Annotated in this window: 16 protein-coding genes and 2 pseudogenes; 6 read left to right on the top strand and 12 right to left on the bottom strand. The window is 66.6% G+C overall.

Features of this window, described 5'->3' with window-relative positions; translation table 11 throughout:
* Positions 1-35 precede the first annotated feature (35 nt).
* Positions 36-1,583, bottom strand: coding sequence for an extracellular solute-binding protein (locus ACRAQ3_RS18665; protein ID WP_432256951.1), 1,548 nt, complete (start codon positions 1,581-1,583; stop codon positions 36-38).
* 135 nt (positions 1,584-1,718) lie between these two features.
* The gene (locus ACRAQ3_RS18670; protein ID WP_432256952.1) at positions 1,719-2,480 is read right to left on the bottom strand and encodes a GntR family transcriptional regulator; all 762 of its coding nucleotides are present in this window, start codon (positions 2,478-2,480) and stop codon (positions 1,719-1,721) included.
* A 504-nt stretch (positions 2,481-2,984) separates the two neighbouring features.
* On the opposite strand from ACRAQ3_RS18670, the gene xylB reads away from it, so the two are divergent.
* From xylB to xylA, 3 genes are all read left to right on the top strand, one after another.
* Positions 2,985-4,430: a xylulokinase gene (xylB, locus tag ACRAQ3_RS18675; RefSeq protein WP_432256978.1), complete on the top strand. Its 1,446-nt coding sequence runs from the start codon at positions 2,985-2,987 to the stop codon at positions 4,428-4,430.
* Positions 4,431-4,552: 122 nt separating this feature from the next.
* The gene (locus ACRAQ3_RS18680; protein ID WP_432256953.1) at positions 4,553-5,581 is read left to right on the top strand and encodes a LacI family DNA-binding transcriptional regulator; all 1,029 of its coding nucleotides are present in this window, start codon (positions 4,553-4,555) and stop codon (positions 5,579-5,581) included.
* A 117-nt stretch (positions 5,582-5,698) separates the two neighbouring features.
* Entirely contained in the window at positions 5,699-7,000 is a 1,302-nt protein-coding gene (xylA, locus tag ACRAQ3_RS18685) for a xylose isomerase (protein ID WP_432256954.1), read from the top strand.
* A 179-nt stretch (positions 7,001-7,179) separates the two neighbouring features.
* On the opposite strand, the gene ACRAQ3_RS18690 is transcribed toward xylA, so the two are convergent.
* Both ACRAQ3_RS18690 and ACRAQ3_RS18695 read right to left on the bottom strand, forming a co-directional pair.
* On the bottom strand, positions 7,180-10,068 hold the full coding sequence (locus tag ACRAQ3_RS18690; RefSeq protein WP_432256955.1) for an ExeM/NucH family extracellular endonuclease: 2,889 nt from the start codon (positions 10,066-10,068) through the stop codon (positions 7,180-7,182).
* 415 nt (positions 10,069-10,483) lie between these two features.
* Entirely contained in the window at positions 10,484-10,927 is a 444-nt protein-coding gene (locus ACRAQ3_RS18695; RefSeq protein ID WP_432256956.1) for a MarR family winged helix-turn-helix transcriptional regulator, read from the bottom strand.
* 174 nt (positions 10,928-11,101) lie between these two features.
* Between ACRAQ3_RS18695 and hmgA the strand changes: the two genes are divergently transcribed.
* Positions 11,102-12,442, top strand: a complete 1,341-nt coding sequence (gene hmgA, locus ACRAQ3_RS18700) for a homogentisate 1,2-dioxygenase (protein ID WP_432256957.1) — start codon at positions 11,102-11,104, stop codon at positions 12,440-12,442.
* Between the two features lie 34 nt (positions 12,443-12,476).
* A complete protein-coding gene (fahA, locus tag ACRAQ3_RS18705; protein ID WP_432256958.1) occupies positions 12,477-13,736 on the top strand; it encodes a fumarylacetoacetase in 1,260 nt (419 codons plus the stop codon).
* A 99-nt stretch (positions 13,737-13,835) separates the two neighbouring features.
* Here the strand turns inward: fahA and ACRAQ3_RS18710 are convergent, their stop codons facing one another.
* Entirely contained in the window at positions 13,836-14,843 is a 1,008-nt protein-coding gene (locus ACRAQ3_RS18710) for a zinc-dependent alcohol dehydrogenase family protein (RefSeq protein WP_432256959.1), read from the bottom strand.
* A 102-nt stretch (positions 14,844-14,945) separates the two neighbouring features.
* Here ACRAQ3_RS18710 and ACRAQ3_RS18715 point away from each other — a divergent pair, with 102 nt between their 5' ends.
* Positions 14,946-15,122: a hypothetical protein gene (locus tag ACRAQ3_RS18715; RefSeq protein WP_432256960.1), complete on the top strand. Its 177-nt coding sequence runs from the start codon at positions 14,946-14,948 to the stop codon at positions 15,120-15,122.
* A 30-nt stretch (positions 15,123-15,152) separates the two neighbouring features.
* Here ACRAQ3_RS18715 and ACRAQ3_RS18720 read toward each other — a convergent pair whose 3' ends face one another.
* From ACRAQ3_RS18720 to ACRAQ3_RS18750, 7 genes and pseudogenes are all read right to left on the bottom strand, one after another.
* On the bottom strand, positions 15,153-16,574 hold the full coding sequence (locus tag ACRAQ3_RS18720; protein WP_432256961.1) for a carnitine 3-dehydrogenase: 1,422 nt from the start codon (positions 16,572-16,574) through the stop codon (positions 15,153-15,155).
* Complete coding sequence (locus ACRAQ3_RS18725) at positions 16,571-17,494, bottom strand: 3-keto-5-aminohexanoate cleavage protein (protein WP_432256962.1); 924 nt, start codon at positions 17,492-17,494, stop codon at positions 16,571-16,573. The genes ACRAQ3_RS18720 and ACRAQ3_RS18725 overlap by 4 nt, the downstream gene beginning before the upstream one ends.
* Positions 17,495-17,513: 19 nt before the next feature.
* Positions 17,514-18,299, bottom strand: a complete 786-nt coding sequence (locus tag ACRAQ3_RS18730) for a carnitinyl-CoA dehydratase (protein WP_432256963.1) — start codon at positions 18,297-18,299, stop codon at positions 17,514-17,516.
* On the bottom strand, positions 18,296-20,350 hold the full coding sequence (locus tag ACRAQ3_RS18735) for an acetate--CoA ligase family protein (protein WP_432256964.1): 2,055 nt from the start codon (positions 20,348-20,350) through the stop codon (positions 18,296-18,298). Before ACRAQ3_RS18735 ends, ACRAQ3_RS18730 begins: the two co-directional genes overlap by 4 nt.
* A 3-nt stretch (positions 20,351-20,353) precedes the next feature.
* Positions 20,354-21,514, bottom strand: a complete 1,161-nt coding sequence (locus ACRAQ3_RS18740; RefSeq protein ID WP_432256965.1) for an acyl-CoA dehydrogenase family protein — start codon at positions 21,512-21,514, stop codon at positions 20,354-20,356.
* 157 nt (positions 21,515-21,671) lie between these two features.
* Positions 21,672-21,783, bottom strand: a pseudogene (locus ACRAQ3_RS18745) (ABC transporter permease); the annotation flags it as partial.
* Positions 21,784-22,076: 293 nt separating this feature from the next.
* A pseudogene (locus tag ACRAQ3_RS18750) lies at positions 22,077-22,245 on the bottom strand (IS30 family transposase); the annotation flags it as partial.
* Positions 22,246-22,270: the final 25 nt, after the last annotated feature.

Raw genomic sequence — 22,270 nt, forward strand, 5'->3', positions numbered from 1 at the left:
ATCGGATCGACCGCGGCATGTGTGAGGCGAGGGGCTCAGCCGTATTGCCGCGCATAGGCGGCGTTCATGACCTCGATCACCTCGTCGAAGCCCATCTTGTCGAGCGTCGCGAGATAGCCGTTCCAATCCGCCTCGACATCGCCATTGCCGAGCACCCAGGCTTGCTGGCGCTCCAGCATGTAGCTCTGGATCGAGGGCCAGTACTTGTCGTAGACCGCCTGCTCCTCCTTGCTGAAGGCGACGCCGAGGAACTGGTCCACAAGCAGATCGTGGGAGTCGTAAAGTTCGATTCCCTCGCGCGCGGCGGGGGCGGTCCATTGCCACTCGTAGCGATAGTCCTGCCAGTAGCCCTTCTTGATCTGCGCGCCGATGGCCCAGAGCTGGCTGTTCACCGGCTGGTCGCTGTTCAGCACCTCCGGTTTGAACACTGGCTCGCCGTCGATCATCTCGTACTGCTCGCCCTCGATCCCGAAATTCGACAGCAGGCGACCCGTTTCCGTGAACCAGAAGTCGAAATATTTAATGGTCTCGACGGGGTGCGCGTTGGAGTGGCTGATCGCCCAGCCATCGGGCTTGATCGGGATGCGACGATGCTCCTCGATGCGGCGGCCGCTGACCGATTTCGGCGGCAGCATCGGCACGAAGTCGAAGCCCTCGATCTCGCCCGAAAGCGAGGCGTTGTAGCCCGAGGTCGAAGCGAACCAGTCATGCGTCATACCGCCCAGATCTTCGCCAAGCAGGTAGTCGCGGGCGCTGGAGCCACGGGTGAACACCTCCCGGTCGATCAGCCCCTCGCGATACCACTGCGCGATGTTGGCGAGGCCGATCTTGTAGTTCTCCTGAGCGTAGGGGTGCACCACCTCGCCATCATCATTGACCATGAAATCATGCGACGTGTCCGAGCCCGAGGAGCGGCCATCCCAGAGCACCACGAGCCGCATCAGCTCTTCCCAATCGCGCACGAAGAACGGAATCTCGTCTTTCTTTCCGTTGCCGTTGGGGTCCTGATCACGGAAGGCGACGAGCGTGTCGTAAAGCGCGTCGACATCGTCGGGACGCTCGAGGCCCAGCTTGTCGAGCCAATCCTGCCGGACAAAGTAGGCTCGGCCGTATTTCCCGTCGGGCAGATAGGGGATGTAGTACATGTTGCCGTCGTAGGCCGAGATCGCCCGGCGCAGCTCGGGGCGTTCGTCGAAGAAGGCCTTGATGTGGGGTGCATGCTCCTCGATCAGCTGGTTCAGCGGCAGGAAGGCGCCCTGCGGGCCATATTCATTGACTGGCTGCTTGATGAGCTGGCTGCCGACGATATCGGGCATCCTGCCCATCGCCAGCAGCAGGTTCATCGCCTCGCGCGTGTCGTTGGTGTTCTTGCCGGCCGTCGCTTCGATCAGGTGGATACCGGTCAGCTCGCGTGCCTTCTGCTCTACCGGGTAGCTTTCGTCATAGCCTTGGGAGCGGTCCCAATGCATGTGGATTGAAAGCTCCAGCGGCGTATCGGTGATCCGCAGCTCCTCCTCTGCGGCGGCCGCGCTGGCCAGGCATGTCGTGCTCAGGATGGCCGAAACCAAAGACGCTCTACGCATACTGTCCTCCCTCTTGCGCAAATCGTTCATTCATGGGTGCGCGCCCCGAGCGGAGGCTCACCCATGGTCGTGCCGGCGCGGCCTCCTTACCGCGTCCAGTCCTTGCATCCGGCTCGGCCGCGTCGGGCCGCCCCGTCAGTTCGCGGTCGGCAACTCGATCAGCCCGTGCAGCCTTTCATCCGTGAAGAGGACACCGACCTGCCGGTCCAGATCACCGATATGCGCCCGGAGCGCGGCCTCGGCAGCTTGTGGGTCGCGGGCGCGAATCGCGTCCGCGATCGCGGCGTGTTCCGCGATCACCTCGGGGCCGCGCAGAATTCGGTGCTGGCGGCGAATGAGCCGGGCGCGGTTCAGGTCGAATTGCGATCGCCGGGCGGTGGCCCAGGCATCGGCATGTCCGGACAGAACGAAGAGTTGGCGGTGAAATCTCTCGTCGAGTTCGAAGAAGGCGGTGGCGTCATCGCGGTCGAGCGCGTCGGATTGCAGGCCGAGAATGCCGTCGAGATCCTCGACCCGATGGCGGGGATCCGGGCGGGTCGCCGCGTCGTGCACGGCCCCGAGTTCGAGTTGCAACCGGATGAAGCAGGCGGTCGTGTAGCGGCTGACCGAGATCTTTGTGACGTAGGTCCCGCTTTGCGGCACGATCTTGACCAGCTGCACCTCGTCGAGCCGGATCAGCGCCTCGCGCACCGGTGTCTTGCTGGCATCGAGCGCAGCGGCGATCTCTTTCTCCGAAAGTCTCTGACCGGGGCGCAGCTTCACCGAAACGATGAGATCCCGCAGGGCATCGAACACCTGAAAGGTGATGTTGGCCCTCGGATCGAGCCGGGTGCCGGCCAGCAGTTCAGCGACAGGAACGGGCTGGGGCGGGTAGGTCTGCGGCGATGGGTTCTGCAATTCGCTCTCCCGAACCAAACGGGGGTGACGACCTCGCTCGGAGGCCGCGCCTCTCACTTCGTGCTCTGATATATCAGTTTGGCAATCTTATAATAATAGTTAAACATTTGTTTGCTATGTAGGCAGATGCTGGAAAGATTCGTCAACTGCCATTTCCAGCGGCGGAAGTAGCTTGCTTCCACTTCCAGCATCAATGTTGCTTGTGCCGGGATGGCCCAAGCTACCATGCAGCCGCAGCAGAAGGGTTCGAGAGCATGGCATCGCTAACGTCCAGCAACACCAGATCCTGCTTTGCAGGAGATGCAGGTTGATGTACGTAACTCATATGCGGATGGCCCTGTCGCGAAGCCGTGGCCGGTCAGGGGTTTGGGAGGAACAGCCGATGGATGCCAACAGAACGGCGCAGGCGGATACCGTTTTGTATACGGCGCCGCCGATCCGTATGCGTCATGCGTCGAGCCGCATCCTTTCGCACAGACGCTACCGGGCAGGAAGGTCGTCATGATACTGATCGGCCTCGATCTCGGCACTTCGGGCCTGAAGGCGCTGGCCATCGCCGAGGATCAATCGATCCTGGCAGAAAGCAGCGCCGCGCTTTCGGTCGCACGGCCCCATGACGGCTGGTCCGAGCAGGATCCCGCGGCCTGGATTGCGGCGGCCGAATCCGCGATCGGCGCGCTTATGGACAGGATCGAAGCCAAGGCGGTGCGCGGCATCGGCCTGTCGGGGCAGATGCACGGCGCGACGCTACTCGACGCCTCCGACCGGGTGCTGCGGCCCTGCATGCTGTGGAACGATACCCGTAGCCATGCTGAGGCCGCGGCGCTCGATGCCGATCCGCGGTTTCGCGAGATCACCGGGAACGTCGTCTTCCCCGGCTTCACTGCCCCCAAGCTCGCCTGGGTGCGGCGCCACGAGCCGCAGGTCTTCGAAAACATCAGCAAGGTGCTGCTTCCCAAGGATTACCTGCGCCTCTGGCTGACCGGAGAGCATGTCTCGGAGATGTCGGATGCCGCCGGGACCGGCTGGCTCGACGTCGCCGCGCGCGACTGGTCCGAGGCGCTGCTCGAGGCGACGGGGTTGGATCGGGGCCGGATGCCACGGCTGGTCGAGGGCTCCGAGGTGTCGGGTCGGCTGCGCCCGGAACTCGCTGTACGCTGGGGCCTGCCTTCGGACGTCGTCGTTGCCGGAGGCGGTGGCGACAACGCGGCCTCGGCGGTGGGCATGGGCGTCGTGAGGCCCGGCACGGCCTTCGTGTCGCTCGGCACCTCTGGCGTGCTTTTCGCCGCGACGGACGGGTTTCATCCGAACGCCGCCAGCGCGGTCCACAGCTTCTGCCACGCGCTGCCCGAGAGCTGGCACCAGATGGGGGTGATCCTCGCCGCGGCGGATGCGATGAACTGGTTTGCCGGCGTGCTGGGGAGTCCGGCCGCCGCGCTGACCGCGGATCTGGGCGATCTGCAGGCGCCGTCCCGTACGCTGTTCCTGCCCTATCTCGGCGGCGAGCGGACGCCGCACAACGATGCGCATGTCCGCGCCTCCTTCCTGCATATGGGGCACGACACGGATCGCGCGGCGCTGGTCCGCGCGGTGCTGGAGGGGGTGAGCTTCGCGATCCGCGACAGCCGCGACGCGCTGGCCTCGACCGGGACCCGCTTCGACCGCCTGATCGGCGTCGGCGGTGGCACGCGCTCGGAATACTGGCTGAAGGCGATTGCCACCGCGCTCCAGATGCCGGTCGATCTGCCGGTCGCGGGGGATTTCGGCGGCGCCTTCGGCGCGGCGCGGCTCGGGCTGATGGCAGCGAGCGGGCAGGGCGCCGAGATCGCCACGCCACCCGCCATTTCGCGGGTGGTGGAACCGGAGCGGGATCTGTTTGGCGCCTTCTCGGAGGCGCATGGCCGTTACAAGGAGAGCTACGCGGCGCTCAAGGCTTTGAGCCGGGGGTGACGGCGCGCATGGCGCGCGGTGACCGCAACGCCGCGTCGTTTCCGGCTGGCACCTCTCGCCAAGTTGTCGATCCCGCAGCGCTGCTTTAACCGGGTATCGTAGCAATCCAGAAGGGCCGTCATATGTCGCGACCGACCGTGCATGACGTGGCGCGCGTGGCTAATGTCAGCCTCTCCACCGTCGACCGGGTCCTGAACGGTCGCAACGGGGTGCGGGCGGCCACGCAGGAGCGGGTCCGCGCGGCGATGAAGCAGCTCGGCTACGAGCGCGATCTGATGGCGGCGAACCTGTCGCGCAAGCGGATCTACAAGATCCGCTTCGTGATCCCCGACGGCCCGAACAGCTTTATGCGCAACCTCGCGGCCGAGCTGGAAGCGCATGCGCGGATCGCGCTGCGCGATCGCACCGAGATCGGCGTATCGCTTGTCCCGCCATTCGATGGCCGGGCACTCGCGGCCGAGTTGCGCCGGGCGAGAGAGACGGAGGCCGATGGGGTGGTGATGGTCGCCACGGAGTCGGCCGAGGTCCGGCAGGCCGTCTCGGAGTTGCGCGCGGCCGGGATCCAGGTGGTGACCTTGATCTCCGACCTTTCGGCTTCGGCGCGCGGCCATTTCGTGGGCATCGATAACGTCTCGGCCGGGCGCACCGCCGCCGGGCTGCTGGGAAGGTTCTGCGCCGGTCGGCCCGGCCGCATCGCAATCGTCGCGGGCTCGATGCTGGTGCGCGATCATGTCGAACGCAGGCTCGGCTTCGAGCAGGTCATGCATGCGGAGTTTCCCGAGTTGAAGCTGCTGCCCCCGATCGAGGGCGGCGACGAGGCCGCGCGGGTGGACCGGCTTCTGACCGACCTGCTGCGGGAGCATACTGATATCGTCGGCATCTACAGCCTCGGCGGCGGCAATCGCGGCCTGCGCGACGCCCTGGATCGTGCGGGGCCCGACCCGCGACCCATGGTGGTCGTGCATGAATTGACCGACCAGTCCCGCATGGCCTTGCAGGACGGGGTGTTCGACGCCGTGCTGCAACAGGACATCCGCAAGGAGGTGACGAGCGCCCTCGTCATCATCCGAAACCTAATCGAGGCGATGCCGATCGATGCCGAGACCGGGCTGATCCACACCGAAATCTTCCTGCGCGACAACCTGCCCTGAGCCGTACCGCGATCGGATCGGGCTTTGCGAGGTGCCTTCTTTGATGTACGTTAATCAGAAATGATGGGCCGAGTCCTGCGCCACGGGGCAGATCGGCAGGCGAGGAACGAGACCGACATGACCGACTTCTTCAGGAACATCCCCAAGATCCGCCACGAGGGACCCGACAGCGATAATGAATTCGCCTTCCGGCACTACGATCCGGACGAGGTCGTGATGGGCAAGCCGATGCGCGACCACCTGCGTTTTTCGGTCGCCTACTGGCACAGCTTCGCCTGGGAGGGGGGTGACCCCTTCGGCGGCCAGACCTTCGATCGGCCCTGGTTCGGCGAGGGGATGGAAAAGGCCAAGCTCAAGGCCGACGTGGCCTTCGAGATGTTCGAGATCCTCGGCGCGCCCTATTTCTGCTTCCACGACGTCGATGCGCGGCCCGAGGGCGCGAGCTTCGCAGAGAACACCCGCAACCTGCGCGAGATCACCGACTACTTCCAAGGCAAGATGGAGGCGACGGGAACGAAGCTCCTGTGGGGCACGGCGAACCTGTTCTCGCATCGCCGCTACATGTCGGGGGCGGCCACCAACCCCGACCCGGACGTTTATGCCTTCGCCGCCGCAACGGTGAAGTCCTGCATCGACGCGACGCATCAGCTCGGCGGCGAGAACTATGTGCTCTGGGGCGGGCGCGAGGGCTACGAGACGCTGCTCAACACCGACATGGGGCGCGAGCGGCAGCAGGCGGGCCGGTTCCTGACACAAGCCGTCGAATACGCCCGCAAGATCGGCTTCGATGGCACCATCCTGATCGAGCCCAAGCCGCAGGAGCCGACCAAGCACCAATACGACTACGACGTCGCGACGGTCTATGGCTTCCTCAAGGACTTCGGGCTGGAGAGTGAGGTGAAGGTCAACATCGAGCAGGGCCACGCGATCCTCGCCGGCCACAGCTTCGAGCACGAGCTGGCGCTGGCGCGTGAGCTGGGGATCTTCGGCTCGAGCGATATGAACCGCAACGATTACCAGTCGGGCTGGGACACCGACCAGTTCCCGAACAACGTGCCCGAGATGGCGCTGGCCTATTACGAGGTTCTGCGCGCCGGCGGCTTCACCACCGGCGGCACCAATTTCGACGCCAAGCTGCGGCGCCAGTCGCTCGACGCCGAAGACCTGATCCTCGCCCATGTCGGCGGCATGGACGCCTGCGCGGCGGGCTTCAAGGCGGCGGCAAAGATGCTCGAGGATGGCAAGCTCGAGGCCGCGCGCGAGGCACGGTATGCGGGCTGGGATACGCCGGAGGCCAAGGACATGCTCGCGGGCGGCTTCGAGGAAATCGCGGCCCGGGTCGAGAGCGAGGGGATCAACCCCGAGCCGCGCTCGGGCCGACAGGAGCGGCTCGAGAACCTCGTGAACCGCTATCTGTAATGCAAAGCGCGGCGGCCTTAGAGAGGGCCGCCGCGATCAGCCCGGTAGAGTGTCGCGACCATAGCCGGACATGATGCCGTACCCATGACGCGCTTTCCGCCACGCCTCTTCGCCCCGGGGCCACGACCGATATGGGAGGGCCGCCGCGGCCCCATACTGGGATCGCGGCGGCATCTGGATCAGACGAAAGCCAGCCCTTCGGCATTCAGGAAGGTGACATCGTCGATGTCACCCACCCCGGTGAGAAAGATCATGTCGCGATCCCCGTCGAGCTCGATCTGGAGGTTGTTGCCGAACCCGGCAACCTTGCGGATGCTCGCGCCGCCGAGGTCGATCTCGTCGAGACCCGCTTCGTAGTCGAGGATCACCTCGCGCTCGCGCCGACCATTCGCCGTTTCGTCGCCGAACACGAAGCGATCGGCGTCACCGCCGCCGATCACGATGTCGAGCCAGCCCCCCTTGCTCTCGATCAGGTCGCGCCCCGACGTGCCGCGCAGGAACTCGAAGCGATCATGCCCGGCCACGAAATTGAAGCTCGACGCGAGATCGAGCCCGACCACCAGCGGATCGTGGTCCGAGGCGCGGAAGGCGTTCGCCTCGTAGAGGTCGTTGCCGGAAGGCTCCTCCTCGAAACTCCGCTCCTCGGCATCGCGTATGTCGTCGTTGTAGTCGAAAAGCGGCACCTCGTCGGCGTTGATGTGCCAGGCCGTCGCGCCCGTGACCTGCGAAGCCAATGCCTTGTTCGCCAGCGCATAGTCGAGCGTGCCGAGCTGGCCGTCAAAGAGATAGCTGTAGGCCGCCTCGCCCTGATGCGCGGCGAGGAGATCGACGTAGTCGTCCTCGGTGCCGAGGCTGTCATCCGCGCCCTCGATGATCGCGTCGATCGGGTCTTCCTTCGCATAGGCGTTCAGATCGCCGAGGATCATGTAATCGGCGTCGCCCGAACCGGTGGGATCGGTTGCGAGCCAGTCGACCAGAGCCTCGGCCGCATCGGTGCGGATCTGGTCGTTGTTGCCGGCACCATCCCCGGCCGCCACGTCGCCATTGGCGACGCTGCCCTTGGACTTGAGATGGTTGACCGCTGCGGTGAAGGTACCGGTGGTGCCGATCTCCTCGAAGGTCTGGGCCAGCGCGGGCCGGTTCGCCCCGTCGAGAAAGCGCGGATCGACGCTACCGTCGAGGATCGCGAAGTCACCCACCGGCCGGACCTGCGTCTGGTCGTAGATCAGCGCCACCTTGATCGCGTCGGTGCCGATGATGCCGGTATCGACATAGGCGTAGCTGTCCGTGCCGAGCCGCGCGTTGAGCGCCTCGACCAGCGCCGCCGTGGCCGCACCTTCGTCGTTCTCGATCTCCAGCAGGCCCACCACCTGTGCATCCATGGTAACGAGCGCCTCGACGATCTTGTCGGTCTGCCGCTGCAGTTCGGCGGCGCTATGGGCCCCGCGCGGGTTCTGCCCGGTCGCGGTCTGGCCGGTGCCGTCGTCGAGCGTGGTGAAGTAGTTCAGCACGTTGAACGACCCCACCTTCAGCGAACCACCGACATCCGCCGGTGCGTCGCTGCGCAGGTTGCTCGGCGTGAACTCGACCGGATCGGCTTCGGTCGGGCGCAGCCGCCAGGCATCGGTGCCGCCCGATCCGGCCCAGGACCAGTGCAGCACGCCGGTCAGGTCCTCGATCACGTCACCGCCGCGAAAGAAGTTCACGCCCTGCGTGCCGGTGCCGAAACCATCCGGCTGCGGATGGAAGATCGCACCGTCGGGGGTGGCGGCGTTCTGGAAATTATTGCCGTCGTCGAGGATGATGCGCCTGCTTGCGAGCGCGTCGAGATGGGCCTCGTATCCCGCGACATCGGGCTCGTTCAGCTGGGTGTACTGGTAGGGCCGCTCGCCTTCATAGAGGGTCACCTGCCCGTAGCGCGCCAGTTCGAAATACTCCGAGACGACCATCTCCTGCGCGAAGGAGATCTTCATGCCCTCGAACTGTTCGAGCGCGGTGATCTCTTCGTTGCCGCCATAGTCCGAGCGATCGATCACGGGCACGTCGATCAGGTCGAGATTGTTACCATCATCGATGACTTCGATCGCGAGCAGCCCGTTGTCGTCATCGATCTGGGTCATCCCGAAATTCTCGTCCACCGTGCCGGTCACCGACACGCGGTAGCCTTCGCGCAGCGTGAAGCCGCCGGGCGCGTAGACGAAGATTCCTTCCGAGGATTGATCGTCGCCGTCGCTGTCCGAGGCCTCTTCCTGCACGAAGAAGCCCTTTAGATCCGGAAAGGTGGCGGTGACGACCCCTTGGATCGTAACGTTCTGGCCGAGCAGGGGCGAAGTCCCGTCATTGCCGAAGCTGGCGGTGGACTGGGTTTCGGGCGTGCCCTGGATTTCCGAGATGTAGACTTGGCGGGGGGTGGCCGGCGCGGGCGGCGGGGCGTCATTCGGCGCGCCCGGCGTCGGGGCTTGCGCGATGAATTCCCCGCTGCCGCCGGGATCGCGGGCATTCGAATGCCCGTCCTTGTCGCCATTTTGGTCTTCGTTCCACTGAACGCTTTGCCCGAGCGCCGCGAGCAGTTCGGCATCGTCGTCATCATCGGTGTCGTAGACCACCGCGTCGATGAGCCCTTGGGTGGTCGGCGCGGTCCCGTCGGTAAAATCGCTCGGGTCTGCCCGGTAGAGCGCCACCGCGTCCGCCCCGTTCTGAAGGCTGTTCGAGGCGAACACCCGGCCCACATTCGGAACGCCCGCATTGCCGATGACGAAATAGCCATCCGCGTTCGTGCTGTAGCCGGTCAGGTCGATCGTTTCGTAGGATGCGTTATCGGCGTTGCCGCCGTTGAAGAAGACCAGCACGTGCCCGTTGAGGGGGGTGTTTCCGGCGCCTCCGTCGAAGATCTCGACGAATTCCTGCGTGTCGGGTCCCGCCGTATCGGCATCGACCTCGTTGATGACAAGCGGCGGGTAGGGGGCTGTGACGAGCTGGGCGCTCCCAAGACGTTGCCCGAGGCCGATACGGGCGGCGTCATCTTCCTCGGTCGCGGACGGTGCGGGGCTTTCGGTCGAACTGCTCATCGGATCATCCTCAGACTAGCGGGCCAGTGAGGCCCTCTCCCAGTAGCTGAGTAGAACGGCATGACAGCCCTACGACAATTCACATCAAAGGTGATCTTCCGTTAGGTCATGCACGGTAAAGGGTTCGCCGGGACCCGTCAGAGGGGAACTCAGTTGGCAATTTCTCCAAATTCGACAAGCAGTCCCCGGGCCGGCCGCCTCGGCAGATCACCGTCATACCCATGCGATTGAGGTCTGGATTCACCGCTGCGTCACAGGGCCAAGCTCCGGTTACCAACCTACCTCTACCGGGAACGGGCACGTTACGATCACCGAGTCTCCGGGGCGACGGAGCGGTGGTGGCATCGAGGTGCCACCTGCATCCCCGCGATTTGGCTGCCCGACATGGGTGGAACCGTCCGGGCAGCAAGCGGCGTCAGTCCAGTTCGGAGGTCACCATGATCTCCAGCGCTGCTTCGAGTTCGCTCATTCGGTCGCCGATGATCTCTTCGAGCCGCGCCTGGTAGGCCGAGGCGATGGGGAGAAGCCGGGACATCAGTTCGCGGCCCTTTTCGCTCAGCGACAGGCAAAGGAGCCGCCGATCCGCAGGGTTCGGGGCCTTGCGGATATAGCCCGCCTGCGCGAGCCGCGTGGCGGCGCGGCTGGCCTTGGACTTCTCCAGATTGACCCGGCGCTCCAGATCCCGGATCGAGACCTCCCCGGCGTCGGTGACATGCACCAGCACCCGCCATTCGGCGACCGAGATGCCGAACTCCGCCCGGTAGCGCCGCGCCAGCCCGGCACTCAGCCGGTCGCCCGCCACGGACAGCCGGTAGGGCAGGAAGCGCGACAAGTCGAAATCGGGCAGGTCGTGGTCCATGACATCGTCTCATCTCGGTCGCGGGAGTGCGTCCCCCTCGCGCAGCTTCCTCTCATTTGCAATGTTTCTTGACATCATTGCAATCGCAACGAAACTTGGCCACGACTTGAAACGGGCCCGTTCGGGCCGATCAGGGGGAGGGGAAGGATGGCGTCAGGCGAGCTTCCGCAAGACATGAGGCGCGCGCCGAACGACGGCGGCGCGGGACCATCCTACATGCCGGGCTTCGGCAACGACTTCGAGACCGAGGCGCTGCCCGGCGCGCTGCCGCAAGGCATGAACAGCCCGCAGAAATGCGCCTATGGTCTCTACGGTGAGCAGCTCTCGGGCACCGCCTTCACCGCGCCCAGCCATCAGAACGAACGGACCTGGTGCTACCGCATCCGACCGTCGGTGAAGCACACCGGCCGTTTCGCGCGCATCGATCTGGCCTACTGGAAATCGGCGCCGCACGTGATGCTCGACGTCACCTCGCTGGGCCAGTACCGCTGGGACCCGGTGCCGCATTCCGACACGCCGCTCGACTGGCTGACCGGCATGCGCACGATGACCACGGCGGGCGACGTGAACACGCAGACCGGCATGGCGAGCCATATCTATCTCGTCACCCAAAGCATGGTCGACGCCTATTTCTACTCCGCCGACAGCGAGCTTCTGGTGGTGCCGCAGGAAGGGCGGCTGCGGTTTTGCACCGAGCTCGGCGTGATCGACCTCGAACCGCAGGAGATCGCCATCCTGCCGCGCGGGCTGGTCTACCGGGTGGAGTTGTTGGAGGGGCCGGCGCGCGGCTTCGTATGCGAAAATTACGGCCAGAAGTTCCAGCTGCCCGGGCGCGGGCCGATCGGCGCCAACTGCATGGCCAACCGACGAGATTTCAAGACCCCAGTCGCCGCCTTCGAGGACCGCGAGACGCCCTCGACCGTCACCGTGAAATGGTGCGGCCAATTCCACCGCTGCGAGATCGGGCATTCGCCACTCGACGTGGTGGCCTGGCACGGAAACTATGCGCCGGTGAAATACGATCTGCGGAGCTACTGCCCGATCGGCGCGGTGCTGTTCGACCATCCCGACCCGTCGATCTTCACCGTGTTGACCGCGCCGTCGGGCGTCGAGGGTACCGCCAATATCGACTTCGTGCTGTTCCGCGACCGATGGTCGGTGGCCGAGAACACCTTCCGTCCGCCCTGGTACCACAAGAACGTCATGTCAGAGCTGATGGGCAACATCCGCGGCCAGTACGACGCCAAGCCGCAGGGCTTCGTGCCGGGCGGCATGAGCCTGCACAACATGATGCTGCCGCACGGGCCCGACAACGAGGCCTTCGAGAAGGCCACCCATGCCGATCTCGGGCCGAGCAAGCTCGAGGACACCATGTCCTTCATGTTCGAGACGCGCTTTCCGCAGCATCTGACCGAGTTCGCCGCGAAGGAGGCGCCGCTGCAGGAGGATTATATCGGCTGCTGGGACAGTCTCGAGAAGCATTTCGACGGCACGCCGGAAGGCAAATGGGACTGAGCCCCCTCTCACGACAAGGACGCGGGGAGGGGAGATGAGCCTCGACAGAAGCTGGGTCGAAAGCGCCAATGAGGCCGGGACCGATTTCCCGCTCAACAACCTGCCCTACGGCGTCTTCTCGACCCCGGGCGGGGGCCCGCGCTGCGGCGTGGCGATCGGCGACATGATCCTCGACGTCGCGGCGCTGGAGCGTGCGGGGATCATCGCGTTGCAAGGCGGCCCCCTGTTGCAGGCGGCCACTTGGAACCCGCTCATGGCCGCTGGCGCCGAGGCTTGGGCGGCGCTCCGGTCGCGGCTGAGGGAGCTGTTGGCCGAGGGGGCGTCGCAGGTCGAGGCATTGCGCGCGCATCTGGTGCCGCAGGCCGGGGCCCGCATGCACTTGCCCTTCACGGTGGCCGAGTTCACGGATTTCTATGCCAGCCGCCATCACGCCACCAATGTCGGCACGATGTTTCGCGGCGCCGAGAACGCCTTGCCGCCAAACTGGTTGTCGATGCCCATCGGTTACAATGGCCGCGCCTCCTCGGTCGTGGTGTCGGGCACCGAGATCCGTCGCCCCTGGGGCCAGATCAAGGGACCGGAGGACGCGCTTCCCCGCTTCGCGCCGTCGGCGCGTTTCGACTTCGAACTGGAGATGGGGGCGATCCTCGGCCAGCCCTCGAACGGAGCGGTGAGCGTCGCAGAGGCCGACGCGATGATCTTCGGCTACGTGCTGCTGAACGACTGGTCGGCGCGTGACATCCAGGCTTGGGAGTACCAGCCGCTCGGCCCGTTCCAAGGCAAGGCGACGGCGACCTCGATCAGCCCGTGGATCGTCACCGCCGCAGCGCTGGCGCCGTTTCGAACGTCGACGCCCGAACGCGAGCGCGACCTTCTGCCCTATCTGCGGGAGCCGGGCCCGATGCTCTACGACATCGAGCTTAAGGTCGAACTCGCCCCCGAAGGCGCAGGGCCGGTCACCATCGCACGGACCAATTACCGCGAGATGTACTACTCCGCCGCGCAGCAACTGGCGCACCATACCACCTCGGGCTGCCCGATGCGGGTCGGCGACCTGCTGGGTTCGGGCACCATATCGGGGCCCGCCAGAGAGAGCCGCGGCGCGCTCCTCGAACTAAGCTGGGGCGGCAGGGAGCCGATCGCCGTCGGTGACCAGACCCGCAGTTTCATCGAGGATGGCGATACGCTGAGGTTCCGGGGCCATGCGCAGGGCGACGGATACCGTGTCGGTTTCGGCGAATGTACGGGCAAGGTGCTGCCGGCGCTGGACGATCCCTATGAGGACGGCTGCTGAGAAGGTCCCCGGCCCGCCGATTGGCCCTCAGAAGAGCCCGGAACAATCACGAACCGGTGGAGATCGCCGCGAAGCGCCGGCAGGCCGATGTAGCCCGCTTCACATCGTCACGCAGATCTTGCCGAAATGCGCACCGCTTTCCTGATACCGAAAGGCTTGCGCGAGTTCGGACAGCTCGAAGCTGCGGTCGATCACCGGGCGCAGCTTCAACGCGTCGAGCGCCTTCACGAAGTCGAGCTGATGCGCGCGCGAGCCGACGATCAGGCCCTGAAGGCGTTGCTGGCGCGCCATCAGCAGGGCGGTGGGTACCTCTCCGGCGCGACCGGTGAGCACGCCGATCAGCGCGATATGCGCCCCGGGCCGTCCGGCGACGATGGATTGCGCGAGCGTGGCAGGCCCGCCGACCTCGACCACGATATCGACGCCGCGGCCTCCGGTCATGCGGCGCATTTCCTCGCCCCATTCGGGGGTTTCGCGATAGTTGATGACGTGATCCGCCCCCATCCCGCGCAGGCGCTCGAGCTTCGCATCCGACGAGGAGGTAGCGATCACGTTAGCGCCCATCGCCTTGGCCAGTTGCAGCGCGTAGATCGACACGCCGCCGGTGCCGAGCACGGCGACCGTGTCGCCGGCCTTGAGCCCAGCATCGACCACCAGCGCGCGCCAAGCGGTCAGTCCGGCGGTGGTGATGGTCGCCGCCTCCTCGTGGCTCCATTCTTCGGGCGCATGGGTGAAGCAGCTCGCGGGCAGTGTGACGCGTTCGCGCGCATAGCCGTCACGCCCGTCTCCAGGGGTGCCCGAAAAGTCGAATGGCCGGTCGTCGCCCGCCTGCCAGTCCGGGAAAAAGCAGGACACGACGGAATCGCCGGCGGCGAAGTCGTCCACGCCTTCGCCGACCGCCTCGACGCGGCCCGCGCCATCGGCCATCGGAATTCGCCCGTCCGGCAAGGCCCCCTCGACGGCGCAGCCCCGGTAATCGTGGTAGTTGAGCGAGCTGGCATGCAGGCGCACGGTGATCTCGCCCGGGCCGGGTGCCGCCGGTTCGGCCACCTCCTCGAGCACGAGGTTGTCGAGGCCGCCCGGCGCCTTGCTCGTTACCTGTTTCAAGAGCCTGCCTTTCCTGTTGCCTGTCCCTGCCGGGGCCGCGCCCCCTTCGATGTCAGGATCTAGCGCATGCGTCGGAATGTCCCGGCACCTCGGAATTCGGGCATGGCCACTGGCCGCGCGACGCCGGGATCAGGTCCGGCAAGCCGGGCCGATCCCGGCGAGCGAGGTCATATGCGCCTGCCGCCCAAGTTCGAGATCGCCATCCGCCGCGTTCATCCGCACGCATTACCCATGCAGATGGGCGGCCAGCCCATCGCGGGCCTTCTCTTCTTCGAGTGAAATGGGCCGACCCATTGGTGTCTCCGTTCGTCAGCTGCGTTGCCCGACGGTGCCACCGGCGCCCTCGGCGGGACGCCCGGCATGGGCCGCGGCCAGGGTTTCGAGCGCCGCCGCTACCTGCGGTTCGGGGGGGCAGGCGCGGCGGGACGTCAGGTCGGTGTGCAAAAGCAGGGTCTCGATCGTCGCCGCGAGAGTCCCGTCGGGCTTGGTCACGCGGTGGAACAGCTTCATCTTCTTGCCCGCCGCCTCGAGCAGCTGCGTGGTCACCGTCAGCATCGTGCCGCGATGCACCTCGTCGAGATACCGGATACGGGTGTCGACGGTGAAAAAGCTCTTGCCCGAAGCGATATAGGCCGCGTCGGCGCCGATCAGCTTCATCAGCTCATCGGTCGCCCGGCTGCCCAGTTCGAGATAGGCGGCCTCGTTCATGTGTCCGTTATAGTCGGTCCAGGTCACCGGTACGGATTTGCGCAGCGTGATCGGCAGCCCGTCGATCTCCCCGCCTTCGGGCAGGCTCCGCTCATGTTCGAGAAGGACGCCGCCTGCACCGCTGCCGGTCTGGCGCAGGCCGCGCAGGATGGCAACGAGGTTGTCGTCGCGCAGCCGCTCCAGCGCACGGATCGATTGGTGCCCGGACTGGGCATCGGACTGGCGACCGATCGTGTCGATCAGCGCATCGTCCAGCTCTGGCACGTCCGTCAGCTTGCTCCGGGGCCAGCCGAGGGTCGGGCCGAACTGCTCGATATAGGCTCGCATGCCGGCCTCGCCGCCGGCGATGCGGTAGGTCTCGAACAGCCCCATCTGTGCCCAGCGAAGACCGAAGCTCATGCGGATCGCGTCGTCGATCTCCGATGTCGTGGCGATGCCGTCCTCGAGCATCCACAACGCCTCGCGCCACACCGCCTCCTGGAACCGGTTGCCGATGAAGGCGTCGATTTCCTTGCGCAGCACGAGTGGATGCATGCCGATCGAGGCGACGACCTCGCGGGCGCCATCGCAATACCGCGCCTCCCCCGAGATCTCGGCCAGGGGCAGCAGATAGACCGGGTTGAACGGATGCACCACTACGACCGGCGCGCCGCGTGCGGCGAGGTCGCTGGCCTTGAAGCCCGAGGTGGAGGAGGCGACGAAGCCGCCCTCGGGCAGGTGGGCGGCGATCTCGGCATAGACCGCGTGCTTGAGGTCGAGCCTCTCCGACACGCTTTCCTGCACCCAATCCGCCCCCGCCACCGCATCCGCGACGGAAGAGGCGAAGCTCAGCCGGCCCTCAAGCGGCAGCGGCCGGTCGTATAGGGCGGGCAGCGAGGCCCGGGCATCGTCGAGCACCTCGCCGATCTTGCGCTCGGCGTCGGGGTCGGGGTCGAAGACCGCGACGTCCCAGCCGTTGAGCAGGAAACGGGCGGCCCAGCCGCCGCCGACGACGCCGCCGCCGATGATCGCCGCGCGGCTCATGCCGGCAGGTCACCGGGCGCGCGCTTGCTCAGCCCGAGCTGGTCGCGAACCTCCTGCGGACCCATGAGCGTGGCACCCATGTTCGACAGCAGGCTGGCCGCCTTCTCGACCAGCTGCCCGTTGGTCGCCAGCACGCCACGCTCGAGATAGAGATTGTCCTCGAGGCCGACGCGGACATTGCCCCCCGCCAAGGCGGCGGCGGCGACATAGGGCATCTGGTCGCGCCCGAGGCTGAAGGCCGACCAGTTCCAGCTTTCGGGCACGTTGTTGACCATCGCCATGAAGGTGTTGAGGTCGTTGGGCGCGCCCCACGGCACGCCCATGCACAGCTGCACCAGCGCCGGGTCGTCCAGCACGCCCTCGCGGACCAGCTGCTTGGCGAACCACAAATGTCCGGTGTCGAAGGCCTCGATCTCCGGCTTCACGCCGAGCTCGGTCATCTGGGCGCCCATGGACCGCAGCATGGCGGTGGTGTTGGTCATGACGTAATCGCCATCGCCGAAATTCATCGAGCCGCAATCGAGCGTGCAGATCTCCGGCAGGCAGGCGCGGATATGGGCCATGCGCTCGGTCGCGCCGGCCATGTCGGTCTGGGCCGCGTCGACATCCATGGGCGTCTCGACCCCGCCGAAGGCGAGGTCGCCGCCGACCCCCGCCGTCAGGTTGAGCACCATGTCGATATCGGCCGACCGGATGCGGTCGGTCACCTCGCGGTAGAGATCGAGGTCGCGGCAGGGCGCGCCGGTCTCGGGGTCGCGCACGTGGCAATGCACGATCGCGGCCCCCGCCTTCGCGGCGTCGATGGCGGCGTCGGCGATCTCCTTGGGCGAGCGGGGCACGAGGCGGCTCTTGTCCTGCGTGGCCCCGGCCCCGGTGATCGCGGCGGTGAGGAATATCTTGCGGTTCATCTCGAGTGGCATGACCTCTCCTGTCCTTTCGTTACCGGCCCTTCCAGACCGGGTCGCGTTTCTCGGCGAAGGCGCGGGCGCCCTCCTTCTGATCCTCGGAGCGATAGAGCCGTTCGACCGTCTCGAACTGGCTGCCGGTGACGCGGTTCATGGCATCCTGGAACTTCATGTCCTCCGCCTCGCGGGCGATCTCCTTGATCGCCGCGAAGACCAGCGGCGGCCCGGCGGCCAGCTCCTCGGCCATGGCGCGCGCCGCCGTCATCAGCTCGGCGGCGGGCAGGATGCGATTGACGAGACCCCAGCGATGCGCCTCCTGCGCGTCGAACCAGCGGCCGGTAAAAAGCAGCTCCATCGCGATGTGATAGGGGATGCGCTTGGGCAGCTTGATCGTGGCGGCATCCGCCACCGTCCCCGACCTGATCTCCGGCAGGGCGAAGCTGGCGTGATCGGCGGCGAGGATGATGTCGGCGCTGATCGCCAGCTCCAGCCCGCCGCCGCAGGCGATGCCGTTCACCGCGGCGATGACCGGCTTGTTGAGCCCGCGCAGCTCCTGCAGCCCGCCGAAGCCGCCCTTGCCGTAATCGGCATCGACCGCCTCGCCCTCGGCGGCGGCCTTGAGGTCCCAGCCGGGGCAGAAGAACTTCTCGCCCGCGCCGGTGATGACCGCCACCCGCAGCTCGGGGTCGTCGCGAAAACCGGTGAAGATCTCGCCCAGCTCGCGGCTGGTGGCCGTGTCGATGGCATTGGCCTTGGGCCGGTCCAGCGTCACCTCGAGTACCGCGCCGCGGCGCTCGGTGCGCACGTTCGAAGATGTCATCGGCTCTCTCCCATCCTGATGAGCGCGTCCGCTGCCACGGCATCCGTCGCGCGGCAGAGCAGCGGATTGATTTCGACCTCCTGCAGCCGATCCGCATGAAGCCTGACAAACTCCTGCAATGCCATGACCGTATCGAGCACGGCCTGCATATCGGCTGTTGCCCGCCCGCGATAGCCGGTCAGCAGCGCACCGGTCCCCAGCCCGGCAAGCGCCTCCGCGACCGCGCCGCGGCTGGCGGGGACCAGCATCGAGGCGGTGTCGCCGATCAGCTCGGTGAGGATGCCGCCGAGCCCCAGCGTCAGGACGAAGCCATGCGCCGGATCGCGGATCACCCCGACGAGAAGCTCGGCCACGCAACCGGTGATCATTTCCTCGACGAGAAAGCTCTCGGCCGGCATCGCCTCTGCCGCCTCGCGCACTGCCCCGGCGTCTGCGAGGTTCAGCGCGACCGCCCCGGCCTCGGTCTTGTGGGCGATGCCCTCGCCCTTCAGCACGACCGGAAAGCCGATCGCGGCGGCGGCGGCCCCGGCCGCCTCGGCTGAGGCGGCGCGGGTCGATCTCGGCACCCGGATTCCAGCCGCGCGGAGCAGCGCCTTGGCCTCGGCCTCGGGGTAGATGCGGGTCGCGCCCCGCACTTCGTTCGGGATCAGCACGGGCTCGGGCATGGCGCCGTTCCGGTCCCTATACCCCCTGATCCCGGCGGCGGCGCGGATCGCGTGGAGCGCCTCGCCCATGCCGCAAAGCGGTGTGATGCCGAGCCGCAGTGCCCGTATCGCGACCGCCTCGGGCAGCCCCTCGGCCAAGAGCGAGACCAGCGCCATCGGCGTGCCGGTGGCATCTTGCGCAGCCGCCGCCGCGCGGAGCACCTGATCGTACTCGGGCGCGTCGAAACGGTCGTCGCGGGGAAAGTCGATCACGACGCAGCCAAGCGCCAGATCGGCGTCGCACAGGGCGCTGAAACAGGCCGCGAGCGCCGCCTCGTCGCCCCAGATATAGGTGTTGTAATCGAGCGGGTTCGCGAGCGCGACCTTGGGGCCGAGCTCGGCGCGGAGCGCCGCATGCTGGCCCGGTTCCAGCGGCGGAAAGACCATGCCCGCCGCCTCGCCCATATCGGCCATCAGCGACGCCTCGCCGCCCGAGCAGGAGGCCGAGGCGATGCGCGTCGAGGCCAGCCCGCCGGTCACATGCAGAAGCTTCAGCGTCTCGACCAGTTCCGCCGGGGTGTCGACCTGCGCGATGCCGAGCCGCCGCAGCAGCGCCCGCGCGCCGGCATCGCTACCGGTGACCGAAGCAGTGTGCGACACCGCCGCCGCCTGCGCCTGTCCCGAGGTGCCGACCTTCAGCGCGGCGACGGGCTTGCCCAGCTCGCGCGCGCGGCGGGCCAGCCGCTCGAAGGCGGGCAGGTTTCCGATGCCCTCGATATGCAGCCCCAGCGCGGTGATGCGCGGATCCTCGAGCAACGCGATGCCCAGATCCACCATCGAGGTCTGGGCCTGATTGCCGGCAGCCACGACGACGGCCAATGGCAGGCCCCGGCGTTGCATGGTGAGGTTGATCAGCACGTTCGAAGACTGGCCAATGACTGCCACACCGCTGTCGCAGGGCGTCATGCCGTGCCGGTCGGGCCACAGCGCGACCTGATCGAGCGCGTTGACCATGCCGTAGCAGTTCGGGCCGAGCACCCGCATCCCGCCCGCCGCCGCGACCAGATCGGCCTGCAGCGTCACGCCGTCGGACAGCTCGGATACCGCCTCGCTGAACCCCGCCGCGAAGCACACCGCGCCGCCGCAGCCCATGGCCGACAGCTTGGCCACGACCTCGACCGTCAGCAAGCGGTTGACGCCGATGAAGGCGGCGTCGGGCCTGCCGGGGAGCGCCGCGAGATCGGGATAGGCGGGCAGGCCGCCGACCTCGGCCTTCCCGGGATGCACCGGCCAGATCGGCCCGGCGAAACCCGCCGCCCGGCACTGGCGTACCACGTTCTCGCACCAGATCCCGCCGCCGATGACGGCGATGGCGCGCGGCGAGAAGAAGCGGCCGAGCGGCTCCACGGATCAGGCGCCCAGCGGCCGGAAGAGCTCCCGGCTGATGATGTGGCGCTGGATCTCGGAGGTGCCGTCCCAGATCCGCTCGACCCGGGCGTCGCGCCAGAAGCGCTCGATCGGCAGCTCGTCCATCAGCCCCATGCCGCCATGGATCTGCAGCGCCGCGTCGGTCACCCGCGCCAGCATCTCCGAGGCGTAGAGCTTTGCCGAGGCGATCTCGCGGTTCGCCGACAGGCCCTGGTCGAGCCGCCATGCCGAAGAGAGCGTGAGCAGGTCGGCGGCGTCGATTTCGGTGATCATGTCGGCGATCTGGAAGCCAACGCCCTGGAACTTGGCAATCGGCTGGCCGAACTGCTGGCGCTCGGCCGCGTAGTGCAACGCGTGGTCGAAGACCCGGCGGGCGCGGCCCACCGACATGGTCGCCACGGTGATCCGCGTGGCATAGAGCCATTCGTTCATCACCGCGAAACCACCATCGACCTCGCCCAGCACCTGCGCGTCGGGCAGCCGGCAGTCGTCGAAATACAGGTTGCAGTTCTTGTAGCCGCGATGCGAGACCGAGTTGTAGCCGCGCGCCACCTCGAAGCCCGGCGTGTCGCGGTCGACAAGGAAGCAGGTGATGCGCTTCTTGGGCCCGCGCGGGGTGTCGTCGACGCCGGTGGCAACGAAGACGATGAAGAAATCTGCGTGGTCGGCACCCGAGATGAAGTGCTTGGAGCCGTTGATCACCCAGTCGTCGCCGTCGCGCGTGGCGGTGCATTTCATGCCGCGCACGTCCGAGCCGGCATCGGGCTCGGTCATCGCCAGCGCGTCCATCCGCTCGCCGCGCACGGCGGGCATCAGGTAGCGGTCGACCTGCTCGCCCTCGCAGGCCATCAGGATGTTCTGCGGCCGACCGAAGAAGTGGGTCAGCGCCATCGAGCCACGACCCAGCTCGCGCTCGACAAGGGCGAATTCGAGATGCGACAGGCCCGGCCCGCCGACGCTTTCGGGAAAGTTGCAGGCGTAGAAGCCCAGATCGATGACCTTGCGCTTGATCTCCTGCGCGATCTCGGCGGGCACCTCGCCCGTTCGCTCGACCTCGGCTTCGTGCGGATAGATCTCGTTTTCGACGAAGCTGCGGACGGTGGAGACGATCATCTCCTGTTCGTCGCTCAGACCAAAATTCATGTCGCACCCTGTAGCAGTGGTGAAAGTTCGGGCTTCTGGAGCCGCGCGGCACGGGGCCGCGTGGCAGGGAGGCGGGGCGCTCGGCGGGCCCCGGCCCCCTTGCGCATCAGGAGCGCCGCGCGCCGGCCGACATGGGCCGTGACCACGAGGGTCGGCGGCTTCGAGAGCGCGGCGATCGTCGGGTCGACATTGTCGCGCAGGCCCATCCACATGCGGCGGGGCAGGGTGATCGTCTCGACCGAGGTGACGAGGAGTGTCACGCCGATCTCGTTTCAACTCAACAGAAAGCACGGAATTTAGGCGATACTTACCCGCAGACTCCGCGGTGGTCTGAAAGCACGGCGCTCGCGGCCTCTTTTGCGGAATCTAGGCCTAGAACACCTTGGCGGGCGACTTCCCTCCGAAGCATTTGCGGAGCGCGACATTCAGCCTGTCGCAGATCTCGCGGATATCGTGATCGGAGAGTTGACCGATGCCCGGTTCGCGGAGCGGCCCTTGGCGAGCATCGCGATTGGTGTTCGCAGCTGTGCCTTACTGCTAGGACGGGGAGGGGTCGCAGAACGACCTTTGGCATGGAGGGATCCTGAAAATGATCGCGCCGAGCCCGCAGAAAATGGTCGAGCGGTGACGCCGCAGCACCTGCGCCTCTCGTTCACGAATACTCTGGCATGGCGCCAGCGCTCGATCTTGCGGCGCTCCTCGCACGCCAGTTGCGCGCAAACACGTCCCATACTGGAAAACTCCTGCTTGATAGGG

This window comes from Limimaricola sp. AA108-03, from assembly GCF_050847355.1.
Taxonomy (GTDB): domain Bacteria; phylum Pseudomonadota; class Alphaproteobacteria; order Rhodobacterales; family Rhodobacteraceae; genus Limimaricola.

Bases quoted from the DNA above. Each gene is read 5' to 3' on its own strand.
- ACRAQ3_RS18665 (WP_432256951.1), bottom strand. From the start codon at position 1,583: ATGCGTAGAGCGTCTTTGGTTTCGGCCATCCTGAGCACGACATGCCTG.
- ACRAQ3_RS18680 (WP_432256953.1), top strand. From the start codon at position 4,553: ATGTCGCGACCGACCGTGCATGACGTGGCGCGCGTGGCTAATGTCAGC.
- xylA (WP_432256954.1), top strand. From the start codon at position 5,699: ATGACCGACTTCTTCAGGAACATCCCCAAGATCCGCCACGAGGGACCC.
- ACRAQ3_RS18690 (WP_432256955.1), bottom strand. From the start codon at position 10,068: ATGAGCAGTTCGACCGAAAGCCCCGCACCGTCCGCGACCGAGGAAGAT.
- ACRAQ3_RS18695 (WP_432256956.1), bottom strand. From the start codon at position 10,927: ATGGACCACGACCTGCCCGATTTCGACTTGTCGCGCTTCCTGCCCTAC.
- hmgA (WP_432256957.1), top strand. From the start codon at position 11,102: ATGAGGCGCGCGCCGAACGACGGCGGCGCGGGACCATCCTACATGCCG.
- fahA (WP_432256958.1), top strand. From the start codon at position 12,477: ATGAGCCTCGACAGAAGCTGGGTCGAAAGCGCCAATGAGGCCGGGACC.
- ACRAQ3_RS18715 (WP_432256960.1), top strand. From the start codon at position 14,946: ATGGCCACTGGCCGCGCGACGCCGGGATCAGGTCCGGCAAGCCGGGCC.
- ACRAQ3_RS18720 (WP_432256961.1), bottom strand. From the start codon at position 16,574: ATGAGCCGCGCGGCGATCATCGGCGGCGGCGTCGTCGGCGGCGGCTGG.
- ACRAQ3_RS18725 (WP_432256962.1), bottom strand. From the start codon at position 17,494: ATGCCACTCGAGATGAACCGCAAGATATTCCTCACCGCCGCGATCACC.
- ACRAQ3_RS18730 (WP_432256963.1), bottom strand. From the start codon at position 18,299: ATGACATCTTCGAACGTGCGCACCGAGCGCCGCGGCGCGGTACTCGAG.
- ACRAQ3_RS18740 (WP_432256965.1), bottom strand. From the start codon at position 21,514: ATGAATTTTGGTCTGAGCGACGAACAGGAGATGATCGTCTCCACCGTC.